The sequence below is a fragment of the Arthrobacter sp. Y3225116 genome (genome assembly GCF_059091245.1).
The window spans coordinates 1-12357 of record NZ_JBNHGL010000005.1 but is presented as its reverse complement, the minus strand read 5'-3'; the positions used below and the strand labels follow the sequence as shown (position 1 = coordinate 12357).

Genomic DNA, 12357 nt, shown 5'->3' with positions numbered 1-12357 from the left:
AGTCCCGGTCTCGAAGGACTACTCCACCCCGCGGCCACGGCTCCGGAGACGGGAAGCCTCCTGAGACGGGAACGGAGCCGACCACGGGGGCAGGCAGTCACCCCCCGTCGCCGGCCCCGCTCAGGAACCCGTGAAAATTGGTTGAAACTAAGTCAGCCCACCGTTGTCAGGCCTTGCCGTCGAAGAGGCTCGTGACAGAGCCGTCTTCGAAGACTTCGCGGACCGCGCGGGCGATCAGCGGAGCAATCGACAGGACGGTCAACTCCTTGAAGTTCTTCTCCGGTGGGATCGGCAGCGTGTTGGTGACCACCACTTCCCGGGCACCGCTCTCGGACAGCCGGCGGGCGGCGGGATCCGAGAACACGGCGTGCGTTGCCGCGATGATGACGTCCTTGGCGCCGGCGTTCTTCAGGACCTGGACGGCGCCGGAGATGGTTCCTCCGGTGTCGATCATGTCGTCGATCAGCACGCAGGTGCGGCCCTCAACCAAGCCGACGACCTGCTTCGACACGGCCTGGTTGGGCGCGTTCACGTCGCGGGACTTGTGCACGAAGGCCAGCGGAGCCCCGCCCAGGCGCTCGGCCCACTGTTCGGCAACGCGGACGCGGCCGGTGTCCGGGGACACCACGGTCACGTTGTCCAGGTCAACCCGTGTGCGCACGTAATCGGCCAGGAGCGGGATGGCCATGAGGTGGTCGACCGGACCGTCGAAGAAGCCCTGGATCTGCGCCGTGTGCAGGTCGACGGACATCAGCCGGTCCGCGCCGGCCGTCTTGTACATGTCGGCCACCAGACGGGCCGAGATCGGTTCCCGGCCGCGGTGCTTCTTGTCCTGCCGGGCATACGGGTAAAACGGAGCGACCACGGTGATGCGCTTGGCCGAGGCCCGCTTGAGCGTGTCTACCATGATCAGGTGCTCCATCAGCCATTCGTTGATGGGAGCCGGGTGCGCCTGGATCACGAAGGCGTCGGTACCGCGCACGCTTTCCTCGAACCGGACGTAGATCTCGCCGTTTGCGAAGTCGTAGGCGGACGTCGGCAGGAGGTCGATCTCCAACTCTTTGGCGATCTCCCGCGCCAGTTCCGGATGGGCGCGTCCGGAGGCCAGCACCAGCCTCTTTTCGCCCTGTGCCTTGATACCGCTCATGAAGGATCACTTTCTGCAGTTGGGGATTGCGTGGAGGAAGTTCGGGTGGCAGCTTCTGCAGATGAGCTGCCGGGGCGGTTCTTCTGCACCCAGCCGTCAAGGTTCCGTTGCGGTGCGACGCTGACCGCGAGCGCTCCGGGCGGCACATCCTTGCGGATCACCGCACCTGCGCCGGAGTAGGCACCGTCACCCACGTGCACGGGAGCCACAAAGACGGTGTTCGAGCCGGTGCGCACGTTCGAGCCGATGACGGTACGGTGCTTCTTTTCGCCGTCGTAATTGGCGGTGATGTTGCCACAGCCAATGTTGGCATACTCACCGATCTCGGCATCGCCGGCATAGCCCAGGTGGGACAGCTTGGCGCCCTTGCCGATGGTCACGTTCTTGGTCTCGTAGAACGCGCCGATCTTGCCCTTCTCGCCCAGCACCGTGCCGGGGCGCAGGTAGGTGAACGGGCCAACGGTGGCGCCGGGCCCGATCTCGGAATCGGTGCCGTGCGTCCTGATGACCGATGCGCCCTCGCCCACAGTCACGTTCGTCAGGGTCGTGTCCGGCCCCACCACGGCATCGGAGGCGACGTGCGTGGCGCCGTGCAGCTGGGTGCCGGGCAGCAGCGTCACGTCGGTGCCGAACGTCACCGTCGAGTCGATCCAGGTGGATGACGGATCCACGATGCTGACGCCGGCCCGCATGGCCGCGTCCAAGACCCGCCTGTTGTGCTCCGCCCCCAGGGCCGCCAACTGGACCCGGTCGTTAGCCCCCTCCACCTGCCATCGGTCGGTGGTGACGACGGCGGCCACCCGACCGCCGTCGGCCCGGGCCAGCGACAGCACGTCGGTCAGGTACTTCTCGCCTTGGGCGTTGTCCGTGGTGATCCTGGACAGGGCGGCGCGAAGAACTCCGGCATCGAAGGCATAGATTCCGGAGTTGACCTCACGAATCGCGCGCTGTTCGTCCGTGGCGTCCTTGTGCTCGACGATGCCCTGGACACTGCCATCGTCGGCGCGGATGATCCGCCCGTATCCGCCGGCGTCATCGAGGACCGCGGTCAGCACGGTAACGGCATTTCCGCTGGAGGCGTGTTCGGCGACGAGTTCCTTCAGCAGCGCCGTGGTCAGCAGCGGAACATCGCCGTAGGTGACCACCACGGGTCCGTCCGGCTCGGCGGGAAGGGCCTCCAGCGCCACCTCCACTGCGCGCCCGGTACCGGGGATCTCGTCCTGGTCAACGATCAGTACGTCCGGATCCAGCGAAGAGATATGCTCCGCCACCTGGTCACGCTCGTGGCGTACGACGGCGGCGAGCACCGTGGGTGCCAGGCCGCGGGCCGCAGCGAGCGCGTGGCCCACCATGGAGACGCCGCCGATCTCATGCAGGATCTTGGGCTTTTTGGACTTCATCCGGGTGCCCGCCCCCGCGGCCAGGACGATGACCGCTGCCGGTGTTGAAGCGTTTGTGACGTTTTGTTCAGGGACGTCCTGGGGGCTCACTAAGTAGCACTCCTCGCTGCGGTGATTCCGGTGTGGCCGGTGCATTTGGGTTAACGGCATCCTACCTGCCGCGGCACCTCCGGTTTACCGGCCGGTGGTCGTTCCGCCCATAGGATTCGAACCTATACTCCACGGCTCCAAAGGCCGGGGTGCTGCCATTACACCAGGGCGGACCGTGCCGCCAAGAACACTGACCCGGTGGCACAAGTGTCCATTTTGCCACGTTTGCCAACCTCGATGCGACTCGGCGGCACGGGCCGCCGACACATGGCTTTCGTGCCGGTCACTCCACCCCGGTCGCCAGGCTTGGTACGTCCTCACAGGATGGCTCGAGGGCCGCCGGCAGGCTGGTACCGCTGCGCAACAGCTGGGTCATGAGTGCTGCAGGCACCGGCTTGCTGAAGTAGAACCCCTGGCCACCGCTACAGCCAAGATCGCGCAATTGTTCGGCCTGTTCCCGCGTCTCGATGCCCTCGAAGATCGCGTCCAGCCCCGCAGCACGAATGAGCTGAAGTACGGCACCGATGAAATCCTGCTGGGAGCCGTCGGCCGAATGCGTAGCAATGATGGACCGGTCCACCTTCACCATGTCAACGGGCAACCGGCGCAGGTAGCTGATCGATGAGTAGCCGGTTCCGAAGTCATCAATTTCGATGCCGATGCCGAGCTTGCGAAGGGCCAGCAAGGAGTAGGTCTCGACTTCTCCCCCGGTAACCAAACCGGTCTCCGTGATTTCCAGCACCAGCGACTCGGCCGGCATTCCGGAATCCCTCAAGACGCCCCGAACGTGCTCCACCAGGTCGATGCGCTGGAGCTCGGCTACCGAGAGGTTTACGCGGATCTGGAACGCCGGGTCCAGGTTCAGTTCGGCGGACCACTGGGCAAACTGGTGTGCGGCCGCCGACAATGTCCACCGGCCCAGGTCAACAATCAGGCCGGTCTGTTCCGCCACGGGGATGAAATCGGTCGGCATCACCCGTCCACGCACCGGGTGATTCCACCGGATCAACGCTTCCACCCCGATCGGCAGGCCCGTGCACAGGTCCACCACCGGTTGGTACTCGAGCTCGAAGCCGCCGGTCGCGATGGCGCCGCGGAGTTCGGACGCCATCTGATTGTGCAGTTGGCGCGCCTGCAGCATGTGGGACTGGAAGACCTTGGTGCGGTTCTGAGGGTCTTTTTTCGCCTCATACATGGCCGTGTCCGCGTCCAGCAGCAGGCTCTGTGCGGTTTGTCCCGCATCTGCCACCCGGACGCCAATGCTGGCCTGGGGCCAGACGGTGACTTCGTCCAGTTGGATTTCGTCATTGAGCACGCCCAAAATCCGCTGGGCCACCTGGAGCGCGAGGTCCGTCGTCGCGCGCGGAAGAAGGACCGCGAATTCGTCGCCGCCCAGCCGTGCGACCGTGTCGCCGTCGCGCACGACGGACCTCAGCCTGTTCGCCACGACCGTGAGTACGCGGTCGCCGGCGTCGTGGCCAAAACTGTCGTTGACCTGCTTGAAGGAATCCATATCCAGCAGGAGCAATGCCGGGGCGCGCTGGCCGGACCGCGCATCATCGAGCGCGACGTCCATGTCCTTGGCCAAGGCCGTGCGGTTCGCCAGCCCGGTCAAGGCATCTGTGAGGGCCATCCGGCTCATGTCCCGATGGGCCTGGCGCAGTTCGGCCGTCCGTTGCTCGACGCGCTGTTCCAATTCCATGTAGCTAAGCTGCAGTTCCTCGGCCAAGAGGTTGACGCCGGTGATGACGGCGTCAATATCGTCGCGTGCCGGGGAAGGGGCGATCCTAGTGGTCAGATCGCCTCCGGCCAGGCGGACCATCCCGTCGACCAACTGCTGGAGCCGAGGGTCGGAATTATGCGGCATTGTCCCGTTCCAGCCACGCGAGGGCCTGTGGTTCGGAATCAAAGTAGCGGACCGGGCATTCGGACGGTTCGGTTCCCAGCACGAAATTGGCGATCACCCGGTCTACCGGAGACTCGCCCACGAGGGCAATGGCGGATGCATTGGTTTGCCGCCCGAGCATCGACCGGGCCATGCGGGAAATCGAGGTGACTCCCGTCATCCGCATCAGGACGCGGCAAGGGTGGCCGCCGGAAAGCACGCGAAGCTGCGTTGACGTGTGGGCCGCGACTTCGTCGGTAAAGGCCGCTCCGCGCGGAAGATCGACGCTGATGATGCCGTGGCCGGCACTGATCACATCGGCTGCAACGGCATCTGCCGCGTCAACCACGCGCCTCATGCGGCCGCGTCATCGTTGGATACCGCTCCTGCAACCCTCTCGGGCCAGCCATGACCTAGCACGTGCATCCGCTCCCCAACGATTCGGTGGAAGCTTACGCTCCCGTCCAACAAATCCAGAACTTACTGCTTCAGAACTGCCAATTGTTCACAGCGTAAACGAACGGAGTTCACGACACGCTCAATGACACGGTGAAGAATGCATGTTACGAAGCCTTCGGAAACTCGGCGATTGCAGCCGCGACCTGCGCCGCCCGATCCTTGGCACCGGCTTGGGTGAAATACGCTTGGCTGTCCTTAAGGCAACGCAGCGCATTCATGAAGTCGCCCTGCTCCCGCAGGGCCCTGCCCAGGAGAAGATTTGCTTCTCCCGCGGTCTGATGGCCCATTGCCTCCGACTCGCTGCAGATAGCGACGAGTATCGCCACGGCTTGATCCAATTCCTGGTTTAGGACGTGCCAGTTGGCGCGGTTCAAGCGGTTCTTAAACCGGTCGCTGCCATCCTCACCGATAATCGACGCGGCCAACTCAGCGCGCTCCATGCAATGTTCTGTTTCTGCGTCTGCCACACCTGCCGACAATCGCATTGACGCAGAAGCGCGATTGAACCAAGCCCACAGAGCCAGATCATTCAAGGGCGACAGGTACTCAGCTGCGAGCTTGTGGTATTTAATCCCGTCCTCGGCCTCATGCCGCAGGAAGGCCACATTACCGATGACCCAGTAGCCCTTACCTGTAGCCTGTGAATCGATGCCTGACCCCAAGATTCCGACAAGCTTCAGGCACTCCTGCCAGGCCTGCTCCAATTCGTCGCTCTCCGCGAGGGAAGCGATCAAGGCCAGGAAAGAACCTATTCTCAGGTTCTCACCTACGTCTATGTGCGAGGAAATGTGAACCGCGTTGGCCCCGAACTGAACAGCTCGGTCTAGCTCACCCGCTGCTTGACAAACATCCGACAGCAGGGTGAGCACACGGCATTCGAGTTCTCGCGACCCCAGCGTGATGGGATGATTTCGGAGAAGTTCTGCCGTATTAATGCAAGATCGTATGTCACCCATGCCGCGCTGGCATTCGGCTTGGAACAAGGTCATCTGCCACCATGCCGTTTCATCACCCGCCTGTTTCGCACGACACGCGGCCTGGAGTGCAAGCTCCAGCCCGTGCAGAAAGTCCCTTCGGCCGAAAGCTTCCCGCGCGCGCAGCTCGATTAGGAAACTATCTCCGGACGGATCAGGAGCCATGGTGCCTATCCTCCATGCATCGAAGTTTATTCAGACAGGCAAGTGGTCCCATCTGCATCATCCTATTAGGCCCGGCGCGCCAACTGGGGAAGCCGTGAAATGTGTCGTTTAACTGGTAGTTAGAACGTCCCCCTGTCTGTACACTAAACAGTGTCATCACCACTGCATCGATTTGCGAGTCTATGCATAAAAAACGAGGGAGCACCCGATGAAAAAGTTCTCGGCATCAGTACTCATTGCTGCAGTTCTGGCCATTACCGGCGCGACGGCTGCATCAGCAGCAGAAACAGCGATTGCGCCGGCCACTACAGTCAAGTCGGCACCGGTTTCTGGTGGCTTTTCGATTCAGACCGGCAACTGGCCGCACTAAGTAAGTAAATAGAGCGGGAGTTCCGCTCTCCGGCTGAGGCCGTGGCATGCATCTTCGGACGCCTGCCACGGCCTTTGTGGTTTAAGAGACCGCGACTGCGTCCGAGGCATCGGCGGTTTGCTGTTTCGGTCCGGAATCCAGCGGCAGTGTAATCGTGAAGGTCGTGCCGATGCCGACCCTAGACTCCACGGAGATATCGCCGCGGTGCTGGTCGACCATCCCCTTGACGATGGCCAGGCCCAGGCCGGTGCCCTGGATGGCATGGGCGTTGGATGCCCGGTAGAAACGCGAAAAGAGCTGGGGCAGGTCTTCTTCCGGGATGCCGATCCCGCTGTCCGCGACCTTGACCACGGCGCAGGGGACGCCGTCGTCGTTCTCGCCGCCGAGGCCGACCGTGACCCGCACTTCCCCGTCCTGCGGCGTGAACTTGACGGCATTGGACAGGATGTTGGTGAAGACTTGCTCCAACATCTTGGTATCGCCGTCAGCGGCGAGCCGGGTGTCCAGCCCCTCACCGACCAGCTTTACGTTCTTGGCCTGCGCCACCGGTTCCAGCGCGGTGGAAACCGTGCGCAGGAGGCGTGGCAGGTCCACCGGTTCCGTCTTCAACCCGCTGCTCTGGAAATCCATCCTGGACAGGGTGAGCATGTCTTCGATCAACTCGCGGAGCCGCGCGGCATTGCGACCCACGATCTTCAGCATCCGCGCCACTGATTCCGGGACCTCACCGGCGTCTCCATCCAGCACCAGCTCCAGGTACCCGGCGATAGAGGTCAACGGAGTCCGGAGCTCATGGTTGACCGTTGCCACGAAGTTCGACTTGGCTTGGTCCAGCTCGCGGAGCTTTTCCACGACCTGTTGTTGGACTGTAATCAGGTGCCCCTGGATCAGACCGTGGGCCAGGTTGCCGGCTACGTGCTGAAGCAGTGAAATCTCGGCCGGCGACCATGGCCGCGGCTGCCCCGTGCGGATCAGGCACAGCAAGCCGAAAGCCTGCGGGCCCTGCCCCAAGGGCGCGAGCAAGGACAATTTACCCCGCGGGGTGGCGAGCCATTCGGCCACATGGGGATATGCGGCGATGTCGATGCCGCCGTCGTCGGCCGACGTGAGCACGCTGTGCTTGGCCCAGAGCGCCGAGGACAGCTCCAGCACCTGTTCGTCGCTGCGGTAGGGCATGGAGCCCTGGGTGGATTCGCCGATCCATTGAGCGGTGGTATGCGGCACCCGCTCGTCCGCCAGGGTACGCACCCAGACGTGGTCGGCTTCGAAGGCCTCGCCGATGCCACGCAACGCGAGGTTGATCATTTCGTCCGGGTCATTCGTACTGCGAATGCCGTCGGACACATTCCGGATCCGCTCCCGCAGGACGGCCACCCCGTTGCGTTCCCGTCGCCGGTGTTCCGATCTCGCGAGGGTCACGCGGACACGGTTCACCACACTGGCGGCCGTCAACGGCTTGATCAGGTAGTCGGAGACGCCCAGCTCATAGCCGCGCTCCACCAAGTGCAACTCGTCCTCGGTGGCCATGAGCATCACCCGCCACTGCGCGCCCGGCTGGCTGTCCGACAGCCGTCGCACGGCTTCCATCCCTGCCAGGGACATATCGGCGGCGTCCACCAAAAGAATGTCGGGCGGTTTGCGCTGCACCTCGGCCAACACCTCGGCCGCGGAAGTCAACGCCGCGACCGATATGCCGGCATCGCTCAGGACGCTGCGCAGGAACCCGCGGGTCTCAGGGTCCACCGCGCCGACCAGTACGGTTGGGCGCGCTGCCGCCCCGGGCTCACCTGCAACGGTCCGCACTGCATTCCTCCTGCATTGAACGCGGCCCGGCGTCGTCCCGGCCCCCCGACGTTATGAATGAAGAGTAGCAGTGCTCCCACCGGTACGACGGGAAGTTCCCTCCTGCCTCCGGCGCGCACCCCTCCCCCGTAGCCGGCCCCGAAAGGCCGCTGCGTGCTTCCAGGACCTAGGCTGTCCGCGATGGCTTCGTGTCCGTAGACTCCAGGCTCCCGGCGGGCGTAGCGTTTTTCCATCGCAACGACTGGGAGCCCCCGGTGATCCATACGGACAAACTCACCAAACATTTCAAAAACAAGAAGGAAACGGTGGAGGCGGTCAAGGGCGTCGACATCGACGTGTCGCCCGGCGAACTGGTGGCCTTTTTGGGCCCGAATGGCGCCGGCAAGTCCACCACTCTGCGGATGCTGACCACGCTGCTCTGGCCCACCTCGGGCAGCGCCACCGTCGCAGGAGTGGACGTGACGGCCGACCCTGCAGGGGTCCGTTCACGCATCGGCTACATCGGGCAGGGCAACGGCGGCGGGCACAGTTTTCGGGTCATCGACGAGCTGGTCATGCAGGGCCGTTTTTACGGGATGAACGCCGCCGACGCCCGGTCGCGCGCCCGCGAACTGTTGCGAACGCTCGACCTGCAGGAACTGGAAAAGCGGACGGTCGTCAAGCTCTCCGGCGGCCAGCGCCGCCGCATGGATGTGGCCCTGGGGCTCATGCATTCGCCCCAACTGCTGTTCCTCGACGAACCATCGACGGGGATGGATCCGCAGAACCGGGCGAACCTGTGGGAGCACATCATGCGGATGCGGGCCGAGCACGGAACCACCATCGTGATGACCACCCACTATCTGGACGAGGCGGACTCCATGTCCGAGCGGGTGATCGTCATTGACCACGGCCGCATCATTGCCGACGATACGGCGGCCCGACTGAAAGCCAACCTGGCCGGGGACCTGCTGGCCGTGGAGGTTTCCCGGGACTCCGCCCAGTCCGCCCGAGCCATCCTCGGCCGCGCTGCCGCGGACGGTGACTTCGAAGAAAGCAGCAACGACGGCGCCGCCCGCTTCCGCGTCCGCCTCACGGATGGCGCCCGGCTGGCTCCGGGACTGCTCAAGGCGCTCGACGATGCCGGCGCCCCGGTGACGTCGCTCCAGCTCAACCCGCCGACCCTGGACGACGTGTTCCTGGAACTGACCGGGCGCAGCCTGCGGGAAGGAGCCGAGGCCTGATGCAACCGCAACGGACAGACGCGGCAAACCTCAGCGGGAGCGCCCCTGTGACCAAACCCGGCCTGGGCAAAATCGTCCGGGACACTAAGTTTGTCTTCTGGCGCGAGCTGCTCCTGGTGCTGCGGGATCCGTTCTCGCTGATCTTCTCGCTGCTGCAGCCGTTGATCTTCCTGGCCCTCTTCGGCCCCCTGCTCGGCGCGGCCGTCGGGACCGAGGCCTTCGGCGGGGAGAGCTCGCTCCAGTGGTTCCTGCCGGGCGTCGTCGTCATGATCTCCCTGTTCGGCACCACCATGACCGGCTCCAACCTGCAATACGAACTGATGACCGGCTCCTATGAGCGGGTCCTGGCGACACCGCTGTCCCGCTCCTCGCTCATGATCGGACGGGCGCTGAAAGAGTGGGCGCCGCTCGTGGCGCAGGGATTGCTCATCGCCGTGGTCTGCATCCCGTTCGGGTTCGTTTTCCATCCGCTGCAGGTCCTGCTGGGTCTGCTGATCCTCGGGATCTTCGGGGTCGGCATCGGGGCGCTCTCCTACACGCTGGCCTTGGTCACGCAGGGGACGGAATGGGTGTTCTGGGGCGTGCAGCAGACCCTGTTGTTCCCGCTGATGATCCTCTCCGGCATCATGCTGCCCGTAGAGGCCGGGCCCGGCTGGATGCAGGTGCTCAGCCGGTTCAATCCGCTCACCTATCTGGTCAATGCCGAGCGGGAGTTGTTCGCGGGCGCCATCGGCTCGGACACGCTGTGGGGCCTGGTCGCGGCGGTGCTCACCGCGGCGGTTGGGCTGGTCGTCGGCGTGCGGACCACCAAACGGCAAACCCTGTGAGACCTTCCGCCTGGCCGCAGCAGGGCCGGTGCTGGCCCCGACACCTGGCGCGGGAAGCGGACATTCCGCTCCGGCCCCGGCCGGTGCACTGCCGCTTGGGTTAGCGTTGCGACCATGACGCACGTCCCGCGGATCGCCGCCGTCCCGCTTTCGGTCCTTGCGGCCATAACGGTGACGGTCCTGGCGTGGGCCAGCGCCTTCGTCGTGATCCGCGGCGTGCTGCCGCATTTCGGGCCCGGGCCGCTCAGCCTGATGCGGCTTGCCATCGGCTCGGCCGCGCTGGCGCTGCTGTTGGTCGGGCGGCCGTGGGTCAGGCCGGGCCGCCGGGCGTGGTTGCTGATCGTCGGCTGCGGCCTGCTGTGGTTCGGCGTCTACAACTTCGCCCTCAACACCGCGGAGCAAACGCTCGACGGCGGCACCACCGCCATGATCGTCAATCTCGCACCCGTGCTCACGGCCCTGGGCGCCGGACTGTTCCTGGGCGAAGGCATCCCCAGGTGGCTTGCCATCGGCGCCGGCGTCGCCTTCTCGGGAGTCGTCATGATCGGCTTCGGCACCGGTGGCGGTGCCGCCGGCGGCGTCGGGCTGCTCTGGGCGCTGGCAGCGGCGGTGACGTACTCCGCCGGGGTGCTGCTCCAGAAGCCTGCCCTGGGCAGCGTGCCCGCCGGGCAGGTCACCTGGTTGGCCTGCAGCATCGGTGCACTCTCGTCGCTGCCGTTTGCCGGTGACCTCCTGGCGGACCTGCGCAGCGCTCCGGCCGAAGCGACCCTGGGAGTGGTGTATCTGGGCTTGGTGCCCACGGCCCTGGCCTTCAGCACCTGGGCCTATGCCCTGGCCCGGATGCCGGCCGGGCAACTGAGCGTTTCGTCCTACCTTGTTCCTCCGGTCACCATCGTGTTGGGGTGGATGTTCCTGAGCGAGACGCCAACCGTGCTGGCCGTCATCGGCGGCGGGGTGTGCCTGCTGGGCGTAGCGCTGTCCCGCCGGCGCGACCGGCGGGAAAGGCAGTCAGGCCTCGGCACCCACCCGGCCGAGCGTGCCCAACCGGCTGGCAATGCGGGAGATGTCGACGGCGGACGGGCTGGCTGAGGGGGCCAAATCAAGCGGCTCCGCGCTGATGACCGTCAACGGCACGTCGGCGTCATAGAGGATGTCCACGATATTGCTGAAGCGCTGCCAGCCGTTCATGCTGATCGCTTCCCGGGCCGGCACACCGGAAATAATCCAGTGGGCTGCATGCGCCAGCAGGCCCAGATAATCGGAGGCGGCCGTGGGTCCTTCGCACAGGTCGCGGAAATCGAACCACAATTCGGCCGGCGTGCTCCGAAGGACCGGCAGCGGCCAGCTCGCCGGCCGCAGTTCGCGCGCTTCTGCCGCGGACGGCCAGTCAAGGCCTGCCTCGGCAATCCGCGGGTCCCCGGGACCATCCGGGGCAACGACCATGGCGCCGTCGTCGAACCGGCCGGGGCGGGCACCGCCGTCGTCGAACCGGGCGTCGGCCCGACCGGCGGTCTGCGTGCGGTAGTCGACCGGCCCGGCGACGGAGGCAACGTGCATGGTGCGGCGGATCAGGGCGATGGTGGGCTCGAACAGCTCATGGAAGGCCTCGCCGGGCATCAACCGCTCGGGCGGATAGTTCGAGGTGGTGACCAGCACTATGCCGCGGCGGTGGATCTCGCGCAGCAGCCGGGCCAGCAACTGGCCGTCCCCCGGATCGTGGACATGGAATTCATCCAGGACCAGCAGGGCGCAGCCGCGCAGCAAGCCGTCGATGGCCACCTCGATGGCGCTGGTGCCCGGCGGCCTGGCCTCCGGGTCCTGCGCGTCCCGGCGGAGGACGTGCAGTTGTCGGAACAGGTCGTGGAAGTGCCAGCGCTGCTTGTCCGGCACGTCGATGGCCTCGAAGAATGCCCGGGCCAACCAGCTCTTGCCCCGTCCGACGGGACCCCAGAGGTACAGCCCGCGGCGAGAGCCCGGCAACGCGGGCAGTCCGGCGCGGAGCGGCGCGGCGGCT

At 65.3% G+C, this 12357-nt stretch carries 11 protein-coding genes and 1 tRNA gene; 4 read left to right on the top strand and 8 right to left on the bottom strand.

The window, feature by feature from the left end:
• Positions 1 to 166: 166 nt before the first annotated feature.
• From AC5RV2_RS01345 to AC5RV2_RS01320, 6 genes are all read right to left on the bottom strand, one after another.
• On the bottom strand, positions 167 to 1147 hold the full coding sequence (locus AC5RV2_RS01345; protein WP_494090821.1) for a ribose-phosphate diphosphokinase: 981 nt from the start codon (positions 1145 to 1147) through the stop codon (positions 167 to 169).
• Complete coding sequence (glmU, locus tag AC5RV2_RS01340) at positions 1144 to 2682, bottom strand: bifunctional UDP-N-acetylglucosamine diphosphorylase/glucosamine-1-phosphate N-acetyltransferase GlmU (RefSeq protein WP_494090820.1); 1539 nt, start codon at positions 2680 to 2682, stop codon at positions 1144 to 1146. The genes AC5RV2_RS01345 and glmU overlap by 4 nt, the downstream gene beginning before the upstream one ends.
• 56 nt (positions 2683 to 2738) lie before the next feature.
• Positions 2739 to 2810 (bottom strand) — tRNA-Gln (locus tag AC5RV2_RS01335).
• 110 nt (positions 2811 to 2920) lie between these two features.
• Positions 2921 to 4504, bottom strand: coding sequence for a bifunctional diguanylate cyclase/phosphodiesterase (locus AC5RV2_RS01330; protein ID WP_494090819.1), 1584 nt, complete (start codon positions 4502 to 4504; stop codon positions 2921 to 2923).
• Positions 4494 to 4880 (bottom strand): SpoIIAA family protein, encoded by a 387-nt coding sequence (locus AC5RV2_RS01325; protein ID WP_494090818.1) that lies wholly within the window; start codon positions 4878 to 4880, stop codon positions 4494 to 4496. The genes AC5RV2_RS01330 and AC5RV2_RS01325 overlap by 11 nt, the downstream gene beginning before the upstream one ends.
• Before the next feature lie 205 nt (positions 4881 to 5085).
• A complete protein-coding gene (locus AC5RV2_RS01320; RefSeq protein WP_494090817.1) occupies positions 5086 to 6120 on the bottom strand; it encodes a hypothetical protein in 1035 nt (344 codons plus the stop codon).
• A gap of 208 nt (positions 6121 to 6328) precedes the next feature.
• On the opposite strand from AC5RV2_RS01320, the gene AC5RV2_RS01315 reads away from it, so the two are divergent.
• Complete coding sequence (locus AC5RV2_RS01315) at positions 6329 to 6490, top strand: hypothetical protein (protein WP_493978674.1); 162 nt, start codon at positions 6329 to 6331, stop codon at positions 6488 to 6490.
• Between the two features lie 81 nt (positions 6491 to 6571).
• On the opposite strand, the gene AC5RV2_RS01310 is transcribed toward AC5RV2_RS01315, so the two are convergent.
• Complete coding sequence (locus AC5RV2_RS01310) at positions 6572 to 8293, bottom strand: ATP-binding response regulator (protein WP_494090816.1); 1722 nt, start codon at positions 8291 to 8293, stop codon at positions 6572 to 6574.
• A 254-nt stretch (positions 8294 to 8547) separates the two neighbouring features.
• On the opposite strand from AC5RV2_RS01310, the gene AC5RV2_RS01305 reads away from it, so the two are divergent.
• The 3 genes from AC5RV2_RS01305 to AC5RV2_RS01295 all read left to right on the top strand — a co-directional run bounded on the left by AC5RV2_RS01305 (position 8548) and on the right by AC5RV2_RS01295 (position 11432).
• A complete protein-coding gene (locus tag AC5RV2_RS01305) occupies positions 8548 to 9516 on the top strand; it encodes an ATP-binding cassette domain-containing protein (protein ID WP_494090844.1) in 969 nt (322 codons plus the stop codon).
• Between the two features lie 47 nt (positions 9517 to 9563).
• Positions 9564 to 10343 (top strand): ABC transporter permease, encoded by a 780-nt coding sequence (locus AC5RV2_RS01300; protein WP_494090815.1) that lies wholly within the window; start codon positions 9564 to 9566, stop codon positions 10341 to 10343.
• A 114-nt stretch (positions 10344 to 10457) separates the two neighbouring features.
• The gene (locus AC5RV2_RS01295; RefSeq protein WP_494090814.1) at positions 10458 to 11432 is read left to right on the top strand and encodes a DMT family transporter; all 975 of its coding nucleotides are present in this window, start codon (positions 10458 to 10460) and stop codon (positions 11430 to 11432) included.
• Here AC5RV2_RS01295 and zapE read toward each other — a convergent pair.
• The coding region (zapE, locus tag AC5RV2_RS01290) for a cell division protein ZapE (protein WP_494090813.1) at positions 11352 to 12357 on the bottom strand (1006 nt) is incomplete at its 5' end. The genes AC5RV2_RS01295 and zapE overlap by 81 nt on opposite strands.